Annotated in this window: 12 protein-coding genes and 2 pseudogenes; 9 read left to right on the forward strand and 5 right to left on the reverse strand. The window is 67.7% G+C overall.

Annotation, left to right across the window (positions count from 1 at the left end; genetic code table 11):
* Nucleotides 1-30 precede the first annotated feature (30 nt).
* Nucleotides 31-1,323 (reverse strand): cytochrome P450, encoded by a 1,293-nt coding sequence (locus LRD69_RS30590; RefSeq protein ID WP_277330094.1) that lies wholly within the window; start codon nt 1,321-1,323, stop codon nt 31-33.
* Between the two features lie 360 nt (nt 1,324-1,683).
* Here LRD69_RS30590 and LRD69_RS30595 point away from each other — a divergent pair, with 360 nt between their 5' ends.
* The 3 genes and pseudogenes from LRD69_RS30595 (at nt 1,684) to LRD69_RS30605 (ending at nt 4,357) form a co-directional block, all read left to right on the forward strand.
* Nucleotides 1,684-3,777 carry a TIM-barrel domain-containing protein gene (locus tag LRD69_RS30595; RefSeq protein WP_277330095.1) on the forward strand — a complete coding sequence of 698 codons (2,094 nt, stop codon included), beginning with the start codon at nt 1,684-1,686 and terminating at the stop codon, nt 3,775-3,777.
* Between the two features lie 10 nt (nt 3,778-3,787).
* Nucleotides 3,788-3,850: pseudogene (locus tag LRD69_RS30600) on the forward strand (hypothetical protein); the annotation flags it as partial.
* A gap of 27 nt (nt 3,851-3,877) precedes the next feature.
* A complete protein-coding gene (locus tag LRD69_RS30605; protein WP_277330096.1) occupies nt 3,878-4,357 on the forward strand; it encodes a DUF5110 domain-containing protein in 480 nt (159 codons plus the stop codon).
* Between the two features lie 298 nt (nt 4,358-4,655).
* Here the strand turns inward: LRD69_RS30605 and LRD69_RS30610 are convergent, their stop codons facing one another.
* Nucleotides 4,656-7,388 carry an AAA family ATPase gene (locus tag LRD69_RS30610; protein WP_277330097.1) on the reverse strand — a complete coding sequence of 911 codons (2,733 nt, stop codon included), beginning with the start codon at nt 7,386-7,388 and terminating at the stop codon, nt 4,656-4,658.
* 223 nt (nt 7,389-7,611) lie between these two features.
* On the opposite strand from LRD69_RS30610, the gene LRD69_RS30615 reads away from it, so the two are divergent.
* A complete protein-coding gene (locus tag LRD69_RS30615; RefSeq protein WP_277330098.1) occupies nt 7,612-8,865 on the forward strand; it encodes an IS256 family transposase in 1,254 nt (417 codons plus the stop codon).
* A complete protein-coding gene (locus LRD69_RS30620) occupies nt 8,862-9,560 on the forward strand; it encodes a hypothetical protein (RefSeq protein ID WP_277330099.1) in 699 nt (232 codons plus the stop codon). The genes LRD69_RS30615 and LRD69_RS30620 overlap by 4 nt, the downstream gene beginning before the upstream one ends.
* Before the next feature lie 43 nt (nt 9,561-9,603).
* On the opposite strand, the gene LRD69_RS30625 is transcribed toward LRD69_RS30620, so the two are convergent.
* Nucleotides 9,604-10,605, reverse strand: coding sequence for an alpha/beta hydrolase (locus tag LRD69_RS30625; RefSeq protein WP_277330175.1), 1,002 nt, complete (start codon nt 10,603-10,605; stop codon nt 9,604-9,606).
* Between the two features lie 342 nt (nt 10,606-10,947).
* Between LRD69_RS30625 and LRD69_RS30630 the strand changes: the two are divergent.
* The 4 genes and pseudogenes from LRD69_RS30630 to sph form a co-directional block, all read left to right on the forward strand.
* A pseudogene (locus LRD69_RS30630) lies at nt 10,948-11,142 on the forward strand (ATP-grasp domain protein); the annotation flags it as partial.
* Nucleotides 11,143-11,405: 263 nt separating this feature from the next.
* Complete coding sequence (locus LRD69_RS30635; RefSeq protein WP_277330100.1) at nt 11,406-11,879, forward strand: hypothetical protein; 474 nt, start codon at nt 11,406-11,408, stop codon at nt 11,877-11,879.
* Nucleotides 11,880-12,878: 999 nt separating this feature from the next.
* Nucleotides 12,879-13,508 (forward strand): hypothetical protein, encoded by a 630-nt coding sequence (locus LRD69_RS30640; RefSeq protein WP_277330101.1) that lies wholly within the window; start codon nt 12,879-12,881, stop codon nt 13,506-13,508.
* Between the two features lie 407 nt (nt 13,509-13,915).
* Nucleotides 13,916-14,899: a sphingomyelin phosphodiesterase gene (gene sph, locus LRD69_RS30645; protein ID WP_277330102.1), complete on the forward strand. Its 984-nt coding sequence runs from the start codon at nt 13,916-13,918 to the stop codon at nt 14,897-14,899.
* Nucleotides 14,900-15,152: 253 nt separating this feature from the next.
* Here the strand turns inward: sph and LRD69_RS30650 are convergent, their stop codons facing one another.
* Both LRD69_RS30650 and LRD69_RS30655 read right to left on the reverse strand, forming a co-directional pair.
* Nucleotides 15,153-15,593, reverse strand: a complete 441-nt coding sequence (locus LRD69_RS30650; RefSeq protein WP_277330176.1) for a transglycosylase SLT domain-containing protein — start codon at nt 15,591-15,593, stop codon at nt 15,153-15,155.
* A gap of 529 nt (nt 15,594-16,122) precedes the next feature.
* Nucleotides 16,123-17,331 carry an ISAs1 family transposase gene (locus LRD69_RS30655; RefSeq protein WP_277330103.1) on the reverse strand — a complete coding sequence of 403 codons (1,209 nt, stop codon included), beginning with the start codon at nt 17,329-17,331 and terminating at the stop codon, nt 16,123-16,125.
* Between the last annotated feature and the right edge of the window lie 18 nt (nt 17,332-17,349).

A 17,349-nucleotide genomic window follows, 5' to 3' on the forward strand; every position in this document is an offset into this window, starting at 1 on the left:
CGGCCTGGTGGGCAGCGGCATGAGGGCAGTTCACGAGACGTCTCCTGTCGTACGTACGGGGGTGAAGAGGACGGGGAGCGATTCCATCCCCCGCAGGAAGGCGGACTGCCGCCGCACGAGCGTCTCCACGGGCACGGCCAGGTCGAGATCGGGCAACCGGTCGAGGAGCACCTCGATTCCGGTACGGGCGATGGTCTCGGCGATCTCCTGGGCGGGGAACGGGCAGCGGTACTCCCCGTGGCTGAATGCCAGGTGCGCACTGTTGCCGCCCTGGCCGGAGGGGTGACCGGTGGAGAGATGCTGCCGCACGTGCGGGTCGGAGTTGGCCGCGCCCAGGCCGAGCAGCAGCATGTCCCCGGCCTTGATGTCCCGGCCGGCGAGCCGGGTGTCCCGGGCCGCCCAGCGGCCGGCGAGGATCGACGTCGGGCTCTCCTCCCAGAGGACCTCGTTCATCGCCTCGCCGACGCTGTGCCGGCCGCCGGAGAGCGAGTCGGCGAACTGGTCGTCGGTGAGCATCAGCCGTAGCGAGTTGGTGATCCAGTCGGCTGTGGTGAGGTGTCCGGCAGCCGTGATGGCCATCAGGTCGAGGGCGTACTCCTCGTCGGTGAAGGGCTCGTGGTACGCCATCATCCGCGAGGTCACGTCGTCCCCGGGTGCCGCCCGCTTGGCCGCCACCAGCCGCTGCATGTGCTCCCCGAACCGCCCGTACGCGCTCTGCGCCTCGGGGCCGCCGTCGGCCAGGTCCTTCAGCACCCGGGCGATGTCCGCTCCCTCCTCATCGGGGAAGCCGACGAGCCGGGCGAGAACCAGCACGGGCAGTGGCTCGGCGAACTCGGCGACAAGGTCGGCCGTACCCCGTGTACAGATGCCGTCGATGATCCGGTCGGCCAACTCCTCGCAGTGGCGGCGGATTTCGAACGGGTCGGAACTCTCCAGGGCGGCCCCGACCATCGCGGCATGGCGCAGGTGCTCGGCGCCTGCCGTGAAGTAGATCGACGGCATGGGCCGCCCGACCATCGGGAGCAGGGGCCAGTCCTCGGGAATGTGCTCCCACTGGTTCCACAGACCGACGTCCCGGGGGAACAGCTCGCCGTCGCTGGTGACTTGGTGCACTTCCCGGTAGCCGATGATCAGCCAGGCGGGGAACCCGCCGGGCAGTTCGACGGGCACGACGGGTCCGTGATCGCGGCGCATGGTGCGGTAGAGCGCTTGGGGCTCGGTGTGGAACTCGGGGCCACTGAGGGGCACGGCGGTCGCGCCGTGCCCGACGGGACAGCCACCGCCGAGGGGTTCCGCGGGCGCGGCGGGTGAGGGGCGCGTCATCGAGCTGACTCCTTTGGCGGCGGCTACTCGCGTTGTGTTCCCACGGTCAACGCGGCTCCACTATAGGGATGTCGGGTGAATCTTCCGGTGCTGATCACGATCATTCTCGTTACATCGTTGACCACTGAGACCTGACAACCGATCACGATTGATCACAAGCGCGGGCGAACCCCCCACGCCGAGCCCACCCGCGCGAGACCCGCCCTCACGAGGTGCGCCTCGGTACACCCCCCACCGGCCCCGCAACCACCGTTGACATGCACCTGCATAATGGTGAATCCTCGCGCGAGAAGTTGCTCGATCTGACCCATGTTCAAGCATCTGCAAACATCCGGTGCTTGGTACGAAGGGATGCATCCCGTGCGAAGACTTCACCACCGCTCCCGTTGGCCCGCCCTCGCCGCAGTGGGGCTCACCACCGCCCTGGCCGCCGCCCTGCTCGGCGCCCCCGCCGAACCCGCGCACGCCGCGACCCCTGCGAGCGCCGTGCTCGACGAGGCCCACAAGAGCGTCACATGGCAGAGCCCCGTCTACCCGAAGGGCACGGTCGGCGGCCCCACCGACTGTCCGCCCGCCGCCGAGGACCCGGACAACGAGGTCTGCGACCGCTTCGACCTCACCGTGTCGACTCCCGACGGCTACTGGGACGACAACCCGGAGGGCGGTGTACCGATCTCCATCGAATGGCAGAAGCCCGCCGAGGACTTCGACATGTACATCTACGACTCCGCGGGCAAGCAGGTCGCCTCCAGCGCGGGCACGGCCGACCCCGAGGCCACGGTGATCCCCCGGGCCGACGGTACGTACCACGTGATCGTCGTGCCGTACGACGTCACCGACAACTCCTTCACCGGCAAGGCATATCTCCCGGAGACGACCGACTCGGGGAACCTGACCTCCTTCGGCGGGGACCACGGCAGCTACTCCATCGAAGCCGGTGAACTCAAGGCGAAGGCAGACTTCCTCGCGGATGGACAACTCCGCCTCCAGGCGTCCCCCTCGGGTGAGTTCACCGACCCGGCCGGCTCGGCGATCATCCGCAAGCAGCCCACGGTGCAGAAGCACACCAGCACCTTCGACAAGGGCGACTACTACGGCATCCGCTCCCCCGACGCCGTCCTGCGTGTCTACAAGAAGCCGCTGCGCTTCGGCCTCTACAAGGCCGACAACCGCACCCGGATCTGGCAGGAGGACAAGCCGCTGCGCTGGTCCACCGGCGGCATGCGGCAGAGCCTGGAGCGCGGCGCGGACGAGCAGTTCTTCGGCGGTGGTGAGCAGAACGGCAGCTTCTCGCACCGCGACAAGACGGTGTACGTCGCCAACAACACCAACTGGAACGAGGGCGGCTACAACAACTCCCAGCCCTTCTACCTCTCCAGCGCCGGCTACGGCGTCTACCGCAACACCTTCGCGCCCGGTGTCTACCACTTCGGCTCCCCGGTCCAGACCGGCCAGCAGGAACGACGCCTCGACGCCTACTACTTCATCGGTGACGCGAAGAAGGTGATCGGCAAGTACACCGCCCTCGTCGGCAAGCCGTTCATGCCGCCGGTGTACGGCCTCGAACCGGGCGACGCCGACTGCTATCTGCACAACGCCAACCAGGGCGAGCGCCACACCCTGGACGCACTGAAGGTCGCCGACGGCTATACGCAGAACCAGATACCGCTGGGCTGGATGCTCGTCAACGACGGTTACGGCTGCGGCTACGAGAACCTGCCGGAGACCGCTAAGGGCCTCCAGGACCACAACGCCCAACTGGGCCTGTGGACCCAGAACGGCCTCGACCAGCTCGTCGACCAGGTGAAGGCCGGCCAGCGGGTCGCGAAGCTCGACGTCGCCTGGGTCGGCCAGGGATACGGCATGGCGCTGGACGCCTGCGACAAGGCCAAGTCCGGCATCGAGGAGAACAGCGACGCCCGCGGCTTCGTCTGGCTGCCAGTCTCCTGGGCAGGCGCGCAGCGCTGCGGCGTCCTGTGGAGCGGCGACCAGTCCCTGTCCTGGGACTTCGTGCGCTGGCAGATCCCGACCTACGCCGGCGCCACCATGTCCGGTATCGCGTACAACACCGGTGACGTCGGCAGCATCTACCGCCACGACGCCAAGATGTACGCCCGCGACCTGCAGGCCAAGTCGTTCCTGCCGGCCCTGATGACGATGGACGGCTGGGCGACGGACCTGACGACCAAGAAGAAGATCAACCAGCAGCCGTGGGTGGACGGCGAGCCGTACACCTCCATCAACCGCACGTACCTCCAGCTGCGGGAGCGCCTGCTGCCGTACCTCTACACCCTGTCCGCCGAGGCCGCGAAGACCGGCGTGGGCTCGGTGCGCCCGCTGTGGCTGGAGTACCCGGACGACCCCGAGACCCTGGGCGCGAACGCCACGTACGAGTACCTGGCGGGCTCCGACTTCCTGGTGGCCCCGGTTTACCAGGAAGTCCGACACCCGTGACGGCATCTACCTGCCCAAGGGCACCTGGACCGACTACTGGACGGGCAAGACCTACGAAGGCCCCACCACGGTCAACGGCTACCACGCGCCCATCGACACCTTGCCCCTGTTCGTGAAGGGCGGCTCCATCGTGCCGATGTGGCCGAAGGGCACGACGTCCTGGCAGTCCCGGGACCGGCACGAGCTGGACTACGACCTGTACCCGCAGGGCACGAGCACGTACACGCTGTACGAGGACGACGGCGTGACCAGGAAGTTCACGGAGGGCGCCTCGGCGACACAACGCGTACGCGTGCAGGCACCCACCCACGGCAAGGCGAGCACCACCATCAAGGTCGGCGCGAGCATGGGGAGTTACGAGGGCAAGCCTGCCACCCGGGCGTACCGCTTCACCGTGCACGGCAAGGACGCACCGTCACAGGTGGTCATGGACGGCAGCCGCCTCCAGCGACTGAACTCGGCCACGGCGCTCGCCTCGGCCGAGTCCGGCTGGTACACGGACCCCGCGACCGGAATCACGGAGATCAGGACACCGTCCGTCTCCACGGGCCGCGGCTTCACGGTCGAGCTGCGCAAGTAGCAAGCACGACGTCAGGGGCTGTCGTCGGACAGCCCCTGACGCGTTTCCGGGAAGCGGGGCCCGGGTGCGACAGGCTCGCTCTCTTCCACGGCGCGACAGCCCAGCTCACCCTTGACGGCCCGTAGATGTCACTTTCCTTGAAACCGCACAGGTCTTCGGGGTCCGGCGCTTCCCCAAAACCGTGACGTCCGCGTCGATCTCCGCCAGCCCCGTCCGGCCGGCGATGTCCCCCGAACAATCCTCTCAGCCCTCCGGCGCGCTGTCGGGCCTGTGTTGAACCCGCACTGTAATTGGTCATTCAAACGGGTCTCCGGGGATCCTGGGTGTTGAGCTCCTCAAGCAGCACGTGGTTCAGCGGGACCACGCTCAGGAAGCGGCCCCGCAGGTCGGGGTCGTCGATGGTGTCCGCCTTGCGCAGGACCTCCGCACGCGCCCGGGCAAGGAGGGCTTGAGCCTCGTCGCGGGCGCCGGAGGCCAGTAGGGCGCGGGCGGCGTCGTGCAGGATCTCCTCGGTGCGCAGTGCGGGCAGATCGCCGTGCTCGGCAAGCAGCGCGAGTGCCTGGCGCGCATCCTGGGTGGCGAGATCGGTGTCTCCGGCGGCGAGACGGATACGGCTGCGCAGGCTGTACGCAGCGATCTCGCTGCGTACCATTCCGGTCTCGCGGGTCTCATTGAGCGTGTGGTCGACCAGGCGGTGTGCGAGGTCTCGGTCCTCGTCGAGTTGCAGGAGTACTTCCGCATAGAAGTTGCGGACGATGGGGACGAGGCTGGCCAGCCAGGTCTGTTCGGTTTCCTGCCAAGCGGCCCGAATGCGTTCCAATACCTCAGGGCGGCGGGCCGGATCATGGGCAGCACACAGGGCGAGGAGGGCGTTGTTGTAGGCATGCCAGCCGCTGACGCCGCCTCGGTCCTCCTCGAAGCCGAGGGCATCCCGCAGGACGGTTTCGGCTTCAGTGTACGAGCCGGTCGCCAGGTACAGCTGGGCGAGATAGTTCAGCGCGATGGGGAGCTCGGCGCGGAACGGCTCGGCGCGGAGGCGGTCAGCGCAGCGTACGAGGCGCTCGCGGGCCTCGCCGATGCGGCCGGAGTCAAAAAGGCTGACGCCGATCTGCATCTCGTTGAGGTTGCGGGCGTGCTGGAGTACGGGATTTCCGGTCGCTCCGAGTCCCGGGTGGGATGCGTACAGCTCCTCGGCCTCGAATAGGACCTGCAGGCCGCCGACAAGGTTGCGCTTGGGTAGCTGGCGACCGTACTCGACCATCGTCATGAACAGGGTGGCCGCTCGGCCCGGCCCGTCGTACGCGCGAGCCCGACGAACAGCTTCTTCGAGCTTGGCCAATGAGGGCTGCAGACCCCGCACCGCCATGAGTGTCTTGCCGCGCTGGAGTGTGGCGCGGGCGATGAGGAGGGGGTCCTCGAGGCGGTGGGCAGCTTGTTCGGCCTCAGCCGCCAGCGAGTCGATGTCGGATGTTCCGGAACTGTTGGAGCCGCCTGTTCCGGTGGTGCCGCCTCGCCATCGCACCTCGGTCAGACTCAGCAGCAGCTCAATGGATTCCAGCAGTCTGCGGTCACGCTCCGGTGTGCCGGGGGTCAGCAGACGCGCGGACTCGATCGCGGTGCGGCAGTGCTGCTCGGCCTGTGTGAAGGAGAGTTCGTTCACGGCCACCGACCGCGCCAGCGCGTAGTGTGCGGCTGCGCTCTGTTCTGCGCGTGCACGCCCCGCCTCGTACAGCTGGTCGGCGATGAGGACGCGCAGTTCCCTGGGCAAGGGTTCAGAGCCCGGCAGTTCACAGAGCGCGTCGGCGAGGCGGCCGTGGCGGCCAAGCCGGGCGCCGCGGGACTGACCACCACGGATGCCGTACTGAAGGATGCGGTGCTCGAAGTCGTACCAGTCGGTGTGCAGGTGGCTCGCCCACGGCGGTACGTCGCCGGCGTGCCGTTCGCGGATCAGGCCGTGCTCACGCTCGATCCTGTGCAGCAGGTCCTGGACCTGGGAGTGCGGCAGACCGGCAATTTCGGCCACTGTGTGCGAGAAGAAGAACTCCCCCATGGTGGCGCCAATGACCAAAAGTTCTCTGGATCGCTCGTCGAGCTGCCCAATGCGGTCCGCGACGGCAGCGGGCAGGTCATGCGGCAGTGGTACGTCGGCACCGTCCGTCGGCCGCCAGAGTTTGAGGCACTGCTCCACGAAGATGGGCTGCCCTGCCGTCGCGTCCGCGAGCCGGTCGGCGAAGTCGGCCGGTACGTCGTAACTGTGCAACCGGCTCTCCACCAGCTCACGAACAGCCCAGCCCGGCAGGGGCCGCAGCACATGGCCGGATAGTAGCTCGCGGTGGTCGTCGCGCCACACCCGCAGCAACTGCCCGACGGCCTCCGCGTTGGCGGCGGTAGAGGGGGCGGATCCAAGCCCGAGGACGAGGCTGAGCGGTTCGTCCCCAAGCCGGGGCAGCAGCAGGTGCAGCAACTCCAGTGTGGTGACATCGCACAGCTGGACGTCGTCGATGATCAGCAGCAACGGCGCCGCTGCCCTGGCCTGTTCCAACAGGGCCTCAACAACCTGCTGCGTGACGGTGGTCTGAATTGGCCCGAGGCTGTCACCGGGGATCGACCCGCTGGTCACCGCGGCCTCGGCGAACTCCCGTCCGGCGGCGAACAGCATGCCGAGCCCGGGCACTGCGGCGGAGAGCACATCGGGGGCGGCGGCCATGGCACTGCGCCCCACGGCTCTCCCCCACCAAGCGCGTCGCGAAGGAGCGGGCGGGTGCGGTGGGCACAGCTGGTGAAGGGCGTCCATGACGGGTCCGTACGGACGGCGCGTCCCGATGCCGGGCGTGCAACGCACCAGCACCACCCGGCACCCCAGAGCTTCGTCAGCCGTGACGCGCCGGACGAACTCGACGAGCAGCGACGACTTCCCCATCCCGGACTCGCCTTCGATGACGAGGACCCCGCTGTGCCCTTCCACAAGGGCGTCCGCCACATGCGCAAGCGCGTCCAGACTCTCCGTACGGTCGACAAAAACCGCCGTCACGCTGCCCCCCGTTACACTCCGAAGACTCGGGCCTGAGCCAATTATGTGCAGCGGAAGACTATTTGACACACCAACATACGACCTGGAAGCCCGGGGTGCCGAGCAGTGCTCAAGTCCTGTGGATCAACCTCGGGTTGATGCGCGAAGGGCGTACCTTCCCGAATGATCCTGTGATGGTCATCGAGTAGGCCGACGTTGGCGCGCCGGTCGGGAAGGCACGCCCGTGCTCACGGTAGTCAACGAAGACGGAACGACACCACACGGCTCCCTGATTGACGAGATCGTCCGCGGGGGCGCAGGGCGGATGCTGGCCGCCACACTGGAAGCCGAAGTCAACGCCTGCATAGTCGTGTTGGCCGATCAGCGGGACGAGTCCGGGCGGCGTCTGGTCGTGCGCAACGGCTACCACCAGCCCAGAAGGGTCACCACCGCGGCCGGGGCGATCGAGGTCAAGGCGCCGCAGGTCAATGACCAGCGCGTCGACGAGACGACCGGGGAGCGCAAGCGGTTCTCCTCGGCGATCCTGCCGCCCTGGGCCCGCAAGTCCCCGAAGATCAGCGAGGTGCTGCCTCTGCTATACCTGCACGGCCTGTCATCGGGTGACTTCGTGCCCGCTCTGGAGCAGTTCCTCGGTTCCTCTGCCGGCCTCTCGCCCGCCACGGTCACCCGGCTGACGACGCAGTGGCAGGCCGATCACAATGCGTTCGGCGAGCGCGACCTGTCGGCCACGGACTACGTCTACGTGTGGGCCGACGGCATCCACCTGCGGATCCGCCTGGCCGAGGCGAAGTCCTGCGTGCTCGTCGTCATGGGCGTGCGCGCGGACGGCACCAAGGAGCTGATCGCGATGGCCGACGGCTACCGCGAGTCCGCTGAGTTCTGGGCCGATCTGCTGCGTGATTCTGCACGGCGCGGGATGCGCGCTCCGGTCCTCGCGGTCGGCGACGGAGCATTGGGCTTCTGGAAGGCCCTGGCAGAGGTGTTCCCCGAGGCCCGCCATCAGCGGTGTTGGGTTCACAAAACGGCCAATGTGCTCAACGCGATCCCGACGTCGGCCCAGTCCAGCGCGCGAAAGGCGCTGCAGGACATCTACAACGCCGAGGACCGCGACCATGCAATCAAAGCCGTCGCCGCATTCAAGAAGACCTACGGCGCGAAGCGGCCCAAGGCCGTCAAGAAGATCACCGACGATATCGACGAACTGCTGGCGTTCTACGACTTCCCGGCCGAGCACTGGGTTCACCTGCGCACGACGAATCCCATCGAATCAACCTTCGCGACGGTGCGGCTGAGGACCAAGGTCACCAAGGGCGCCGGCAGCGCGGCCGCCGCGCTTGCCATGGTCTTCAAGCTCGTCGAGTCCGCCCAGGCCCGCTGGCGCGCGGTCAACGCACCCCATCTCGTGGCGCTGGTGCGGGCCGGCGCCCGTTTTGAACGCGGCCACCTGATCGAGAGCCCCGAGGAGGCCGCCGCGTGAATGGCCTCAACGGCGCCGATGACCGTTCAGCCGAGGACGAGCACCAGCGATTCGCCCGCTACCTGCATGAGCTGGCCGCCGTCCGTGACGAAGACGAAGCCGATCTGGTGACCAGAATCTTGCGCGACTCGGACACGACGATGGCGCAGTCGGCCATAGTCCGCCACCTCGACCGTCATGCGGCGCAGTTGCTGACCGACGAGGGGTTCACCGCCTGGGCCCGCGCGATGGCCGAGATCAGCGCGGAGCGGGAGTTCCTCGCCCGCCGTCTGCGCGAATGGACCCTGCTACGGTCAATCACCGCGGGCGAGCCGTGGGGCTCGGAGGAAGTCACCACCGGATCCGACTGGTTCCAGCGCAAGGCCGTCGAGACCCTGTCCTCACCCGCCGTTCTCACCCTGCTCGCTGAGGCCGGAAGAACCCGACGCGTCCGCGCTGACGCCAGTCGCCGACTGCGTCAGCGACACCACCGCGACTCACTTGATCCACAGGTCTTGACTATTCCTCACTACGAGGACATCCGACTGGCCGAACTGATGCCGTCCTCCCGCGACTTCTTCGACCACACGATGCAGCGGGTGCGGGAGCTGGGCGGCACTGCCACGGCACATGCGGAGGAGCACCAGGGCGCGTTGAAGGTCTTCGTGGAGAGCCACGCTCCCCTGCTCGGCCCGGACAACTCATCGGTGTGCTAGGGGTACCTGCTCCGCAAACCGCGGCAAGCGGAGACCGTCACCCTCATGTGGCGTTGCGCTCACTCGCCTCGCGCCGATCGCGCTCCACGGCCCGGTGGTATGCGGAGTCCAACTCCCCCACCCCACTGCTGGGCCGCCCCACCCGCAGCAGCTCACGCCATCGATCCTGGCTCCAGTCGGCCGGTGCCGTCGTACGGATGAAGTCCTCGACCAGGGCTCGGAAGCGCGCGGGGTCGCTGTGGAAGGGGAAGTGGCCCGCGCCCTGGAAGATCTCCAGGCGGCTGCCGGGCATCGCCGCGTGCGCGCCGTAGGCATGCCGGACCGGCACCACACTGTCCCGCGATCCCCACAGCAGCAGCGTGGGCATGCCCTCCGCCAGATAGCAGCGGTCGAGCATGGTCACCACCTGGCCCCGCCAGTCGACCACCGACCGCAGGGTGCTGATGAACGCGCTGCGTGACGTGGCGTCGGGGAGGGCGTCCACCACGTTGAGCAGCTCCGCGGCATCCTGACCCAGGTCGGTGTCGAGAAGCTTGATCAGTCGGGTGAAGAGGTCGACCTGGCTGCGCATGCCGGGCAGTCTCAGCGAGGACAGCATGAGGTCTGCGCCCGGCAGCGACACCGCCCGCAGGACGGGGTTGACCTCACGCCCCACACCGCCTGTGCTCACCAGGATCAGGCGGTCGGTGCGCTCGGGAAACTGGTACGCGAACTGCATGGCCACGCCACCGCCGAGCGAGTGACCGACCAGGGTGGCACGCTCGATGTCCAGCACCCCCAGCAGGTCACGGATGCCGTTCGCGTACGCCGCCACCGAGTAGTCGGCCCGCGGCTTGTCGGAGGCCCCGTGGCCCAGGAGGTCGGGGGCGATGACGGTGTAGTTGCGCGCCAGATCGGGGATCAGATCCGCCCAGGTCGCGGAGGAGTCGCCGATCCCGTGGATGAGCAGGATCACCGGACCGTCTCCGGCGATCCGGTACGCGCGGCGGTAGCCGTGCACCACGTGGTGACGCAGCGGTACGTCCCGCCCTGGCACCGAGCGCAGGCGGCCCGCTCGGTGCGGGCTCGGTTCAGGTTCTGGGGCGCCGACCACAGGCTCTTCTCCCGTCTGTTTCTCCCCGCTTCCTCCAGCGTAGGACCTCCAACGCACAGGGGATTTCCAGGACGTTTCAGGCAGTGCGCCACTGCTCGGAGAATCCCGCCGGGAAAAAGCAGAAGGGCTCCCGCCGAACCGGCGTGCTAGCGCCTGCCCGCGAATTCGGCAACACAGACGTCGCAGTCGGGTGAGTCCGCGCACTCCGTGACCACCCCGGCAGACTCGCCGATGGCTTCCCTTGCGCTTACACGGTTTCGTGCCTGCTCCGCCGTGCCCGCGAACGCGGCCTGTATGGCTTCTCGGCTCAACCGCACGTACGCGGCGAACATGTTCTTCATGGACCAGCTGCGGGACAATCCCCAGCGCCGCCCCGTGGAGATGCCTGACACGCACGGCGAGCCCAACTCCCCCGTCCTCGCCATCGCCGACACAGCGGGGCCGGAACCCGAGGGGCTGTCCCCCGCCGCCTGCGTCGACTTCGCGATCGTCGCCGGTCCGCGCACGCTGCGCCCGGTGGCACTGTCGCAACAGCGGACGAACTCCCCCTCCGCCGGCCACGGCCGCCGCCGTCTCACTAGGAAGTCCCCTGCGTCAACTCGGCGGGGATACCTCGGGGGCTTCCCCCAGAGGATCACTGGGGGAAGCCCCCCAGTGAAGTCGGGGATTAACCCGGTCGCTCGGAGGACGCCCGGTCCCTAGGTTCTGGGGTGGAATCGAAACACCGTTCCACCAGCCTACGGAGGCCCCTCGTGACCGCCCCTTCGCACCCACAGACGCGCACTCTCCATCCGCTCGTCGCGGCCTTCGTGCGGTTCGTCGTGTGCGGTGGCGGTGTCGGGCTGGCGTCCAGCGGGGTACTCGTCCTGCTCAACGACCGGATACCGATGGCCGTTGCCAACGCGCTGGTCACCGTCGCCTCCACGGTCATCGCCACCGAATTGCACGCGCGGGTCTCCTTCCGGAGCGGGCGGAAGGGGTGGGGGGTCCATCTTCAGTCCGGGGTGACCGTCGCCGTGAGCTATGCGTTCACGACAGGGGCGCTGTTCTGCCTGTACGCCGTCCGGTCGGAGCCCTCGGCTCTGGTCGAACAGACGGTCTATCTGTCGGCGTCCGCTCTGGCGGGGATCGGACGGTTCGCGCTCCTGCGAGTCGTCGTCTTCGCCGACCGGACCCCCGCGCGCGATGCCTCACTCAGCAAGGACGCGGTGGCGATCGCTGCGTGAGGTCGCCACCTCCGGGATTCGTGAGGTGTGTCGCTGCGCCGCGTCGACGGCCCACGGCCTTCGCTGCCTACTCGGCCTCCGCAAGCCGTCCGGTGCGGCGGACACCTCCGTGTGCGTCACTCCCGTACGTCGTGATGACGTGGGCCGTTCCGCAGCGGCCGTTTCGGACCGCCGGGGCGGCTTCTCTTCACATGCCTACGGCATGTCGTCTGCGCGCCACTCCCCTGGCTTTCCAGGGCAGTTCGGGATCGGGTCCGCGGCTCGTCTTCCAGACGCGCGGCCCCGGCAGATTCCTTGCGCCGCAAGAACCCCGGCACGCGGACGCTGCTCTGCCGATCAGCCGAGAGACGGCCGGCGCCGACGGTGGACTGCGCATCGACGCCATGGCCGGTCTGTCCCCCCGACAACCTCGTCCTGAACCGATCGCCCCTGTTCGGCGCTCGGTGTGATTCCTTCTGCGGAAGCCGATCGGCCGCGTCAGCCGTGCCGATCCGGCAGAACACCGGACTGTCGGGAGCCGTGCGATGCCGAAGCAGATGAAGCCGGCGCGGACGAGCGCGGAGAGAACCACCGCGCCTGACTCTCATCAGCCCGGCCAGTTCACCATCCGCCACAGCAACTCCTCCGCGATCCCGGCCCCTCAGGCCGCCACGACGATCGCAACTCAGTCACGGAAAGTGATACTGCCTCGTCAACCGACTGCACTAAGGGTGTGAATAGTCAGATATAAGGAGTATGTCGTAGTCACTTTCAGTACTGACGGGCAGCTACGGTGACGGGCGTCGCGCCGACCGGGCATCGGCGCATGCCTGGCCCTCCAGCCAGGTACATGTCTGGCCCTTCAACTACCCGAAAGGAATGAGCGTGAACGCTCGCTTTGGCGTGAGCCGGGGAAAGACGCTTACCGTCGCAGCACTGGCCGCGATCGTCGCCTCGACCATCTCAGGATCGGCGTCTGCTCTCGCGGACGGAACCCCGGCACGCTCGGAACACTGGGGCGTGATCACCCGAAACACGACCGGCTCGCCCGTGGCCGACCTGCGGGACGGCCCGTACGCCATGTACGGCACGGCGGGATCTGTCACCAGTCCCCCCTATGGAAAGGGGAGCCTGGGAATCGCGGTGGGGTCGTCCGCCGAGAAGGTCGACTTCGGCAACGAGGTCGACTTCTACCGAGATCCGGTGCTGGGTCTGACGAAGGTCGGCTTCCACGTCTTCCAGACCGGGGAGAACGCCAGCACCCCGGGCACCTCACTGAACATGCCGAGCATCAGGTTCGAGATCGCTCCGAATCTGAATCCGGCCACGAGTCCGAGCGAGTACTCGACGCTGGTGTGGGTGCCCGATGCGGCCCCGGTGAAGAACCGTTGGAGCGGGTACCTTGACGCCACCAAGTCCGGCCATTGGTTCCTCACGGGCGCCATGCCCTGGTGCAACCAGACCCACATGTGCAAATTCACAGACCTGAGGGATTTCCTCGACGACGGCGGCACGGCGCCGATCATCAACAGCGTCGCAGTGGGCAAGGGCCGCGACAGCCTGTGGGTCGGCGCTGTCGACGGTCTCCGGATCAACAATTACGTCTACGACTTCGAGGCCGACGGCGTCAAGGCTCGTCGCGTCTTCTGATGCGGCCAGTCAAGCCTTGATCCACCGACCAGTGCCTGGTGGATAGGGTCTCGAGAAACGAAGAAGTGCCTTGTCACCTGCGCGGACGGGAGTTCTTCGGGCTTTCGCCAACGCGCAATCGGCAAGGCACTTCCGAGAGGCACGTTCTGCCTGTGCGGGCGGGCGTCTCCGCGGCGTTCGATGATGCGCATTCGATCGCGTACGCCGGACCGGTCCAGTGATGCAACCGGCCGAGCTGCGTGGGCTTTCGCACCCGGTGGCCGGGAGAGGATGTGCGCGCCAAGGGTTGGTTCGTTGGTACGCCTACGGCAAGAGTCCCGGCATCCGACGTCTACCCATGGGTAACTGCCGCTGATTTGATGTGTGTTGCCTGTTCCACCCCCACATCAGCAGAAGCAGGAGACCCCGTGCCGCTCACCGCGCTCCGTCGCACCCCCGGCGTGACTCTCACCGTCGCGCTCGTCGCCGTCACGCTGGCCACAAACGCTTCTCAGGCGTCGGCGGCCGACACTCCGTCGCTGCGGGTTCTGACGTACAACACGTTCTTGATGAGCAAGACGCTCTACCCGAACTGGGGGCAGGACCACCGGGCCGCGGAGATCCCGAAGGCACCCTTCTTCCAGGGCAATGACGTCGTGGTGCTCCAGGAGGCATTCGACAACTCGGCATCCGACGCCCTGGCCCGGAACGCGTCCGCTCAATACCCGTACAGAACACCGGTGGTGGGCAGGAGCAGGGCCGGCTGGGACGCCACGGGAGGTGCCTACTCGGCTGTGACTCCGGAAGACGGTGGTGTCACCGTACTGAGCAAGTGGCCGATCGTCCGTAAGGAACAGTTCATCTACAAGGACGCCTGCGGCAGCGACTGGTGGTCCAACAAGGGCTTCGTCTATGCCGAACTGAACGTCAACGGCACCATGGTGCACGTGGTGGGTACCCACGCGCAGTCGACCGACTCCGGATGCGGTTCGGGTGAGGCGGCGCAGATGCGCAGTCGGCAGTTCAAGCAGATCGACGCCTTCCTCGACGCCAAGAACATTCCCACGTCCGAACAGGTCATCGTGGCGGGCGACATGAACGTCGACTCCCGCTCCCCCGAGTACGCCTCGATGCTCGCCGATGCCGGACTGACCGGAGCCGATGCCCGCACCGGGCACCCGTACTCCTTCGACACCCGGGACAACTCGATCGCGTCCTACCGCTACCCCGACGATGCCCGCGAGGACCTCGACTACGTACTTCACCGCGCCGGGCACGCACAGCCTGCCGGATGGACGAACGAGGTGGTCAAGGAGCAGAGCGCGCCCTGGACCGTCTCCAGCTGGGGCACGGACTACACGTACACGAACCTCTCCGACCATTACCCGCTGATCGGTTTCGCGGGCCGGTAGAACCGTGTCGGCCGACCGGGTTCGGGGTCGGGATCGTCCGGGTCATACGTTGCGCTGAGCGACGCCGTCTCGACCGCAGCCGTGGTGCGGCGTGCGCCCGGGGGGGTGGGGCGTGCCGTGGGTGGCTGCGGGATCGGCTGTCGTGGGCAGGCCGGTCGCGCGGGACGCGGCCTGCGGTGATTCTCGTCCGGTCGGCCCGATGCGCGGGCTTGGTGCCTGTCTGCTGGGCGACCGGGGTGTGCGTGGGGCTTGATCAGTAGGCCGAGTTGACGTTGTCGATCGAGCCGTAGCGGTGGGCCGCGTAGTTGGCGGAGGCGGTGATGTTGGCGACCGGGTCGTAGATGTTCTGCGAGGTGCCGGCGACGTGATAGGTCTTGAAGGTGGGGTCGATGACCTGCATCAGGCCCTTGGAGGGGATGCCCTTCATGGCGTTGGAGTCCCAGTTGTTGATGGCATTGGGGTTGCCGGAGGACTCGCGCATCAGGTTCTTGTGGATGCCCTCGTAGGTGGCCGGGATGCCCTGCTTGTGCAGGATCTCCAGCGACTGCTTGATCCAGCTGTCAACGTTGCCGCCGCTGGACTGGGCGGGGGCGGGGGTGGCGGCCGAGGCGGCCGGGGCGCTGACGACAGTGCCGGCCATCACCGCGGCGCCGGCGGCGACCATGCCCAGCGAGATCTTCTTGGTGCGGGTCATGCGGGCGAACTTCGTGGGCATCGCGGTGATCTGCACGTGGTAATTCCTGTTCTGTCGGGGGGTGATGCCAAGAATTGTTAATCAGGAAGGAATCCCGGGTCAACGACCCCCTCCTACTAGGAGGATTAGTATCGGGCATCTGAAACGATCCGGGGACGCCGAACAACGCGGGGAACGAGCGCTGTCGGGTCTACTATTCGGCTTCATAGTGACGCGGGCCATATGGCTCACCCCACACGGCAAATGCCTCAAAACGACACAAGAGTGACGCAGATCATGTGACCTGCACCATATCGAGGGCACCCAATTCGCTCACCGTAATAACGAGAAAGCATTCCGTATTCGCGTCGGGGTGGGATGGGGCAGCGGATTATCGATGCCTTTCGGCAGCGAATCCTGGCCGCTGGCTGTAGGCCTACGGAACGTCCTCCACCTCTCCCGGCGAACCAAGAAATCCGTGGCGGAAGCCGAAGGTTTCTCCGCGGGCAAGGCCCAGGGCGGCGTCGTTCGGGGGTTCTGTCCGGTTTGATCACGTGATGCCGAGGGTGGCCAGCGGTCGGGTGGCGTCTCGGCTGTGTTTGCGCAGGCCGGCGGCGATGTTGTCGCAGCCGGTCAGACGGAGGGCGCCGATGGCCAGGTTGCGCAGTGCCGCCATGGCCCGGGGCGCGGTCCCGGCCCGCGCGCGGGAGGCGTCTTCGGCGAAGGTGGTGTCGCGCACGTGGTAGATCTTGTTCTCGATGCCCCAGTGTTCGCGTACACGGTGCGCGATCTCGGGAGCATCGGCCTGTTCCGCCGTCAGGTCGGTGACTGCGTAGACACGTTCCAGGGTGACCTTCCCGGTGGTGACCGTCCGGCGGCGGCGCACGATCTGCACGGCCTGGGCGGCGTGGGGGAAGTCGAGGCCGCGGGTGACGGTGCAGGTCTTGACGCGGCGGATCTCGTCACGGCCGTGCTCCGTGGCGCGGGTCTTGTCCAGCAGCGGAACTTCCCGCCAGGGCAGCTGCTTCAGGTGCTGGTGCAGCAGCGGCTGATTCCTCTTGATCACGGCGATGTAGCGGGCCTTCTTCTCCTCCACCAGGAAGCGGGCATGGGCTGTCTGGGAGTGCAGGGCGTCGAAGGTGACCACGGTGTCGGCCAGGTCGAGGTCGACGAGCATCGGCCGGAAGACGGTGATCTCGTTGGTCCTGGCGCTGACCTCACGCTGGGCTGCGACCAGGCCGGTCCCGGTCATCGCGGCCAGAAGGTGGACCTGGGTGCCGTCGGCGCGGCGCGCGCCGCGAACGGTCTTGCCGTCCACGGCCAGCGAGCGGCGGGCGCGTCTGCCCAGGTCATGGTCGAGTGGCGGGCGGTCGGGGTCGCGGGCGGCGAGCCAGGCGCCGATCGCGTCGTCGAGGGCGTCGCCGTCCACGCGCTGCAGGATTCGGCGCACGGTGGCTTCGGTCGGGGCGGTGGGCCCGGCGGGTTCGCGGCTCGGGCCGCCGAGGGCGGTGAGCACGGCGGCCGGGGCGTCGGCTGCCCATTCCGCGATCGCAGTCAGGGATTTCGCGCCGGCCAGTACCGCGCACGCGGCGAGTGCGAGGACGAAGGCGAGGGGGTGGCGGCGCCCCTTGGCCCTACGTGGATCGGGCACGGTCGCGAGGCGGTCCAGCAGCTGCGGGTGTTCCCCGGGCTTGGCAGGGCGGCCGGTGGCGAGCCGGCCCAGGCCGACGGGGATGGGCGACGATGATCGGGCAGGCACGGTCTTCCGCCTTGTGAT

The sequence above is a fragment of the Streptomyces sp. JH14 genome (genome assembly GCF_029428675.1).
In the GTDB taxonomy this organism is placed as follows: Bacteria; Actinomycetota; Actinomycetes; order Streptomycetales; family Streptomycetaceae; genus Streptomyces.

Excerpts from the sequence above, each read along its gene's own strand:
- LRD69_RS30590 (WP_277330094.1), bottom strand. The coding sequence starts at position 1,323 with ATGACGCGCCCCTCACCCGCCGCGCCCGCGGAACCCCTCGGCGGTGGC.
- LRD69_RS30650 (WP_277330176.1), bottom strand. The coding sequence starts at position 15,593 with ATGACCCGCACCAAGAAGATCTCGCTGGGCATGGTCGCCGCCGGCGCC.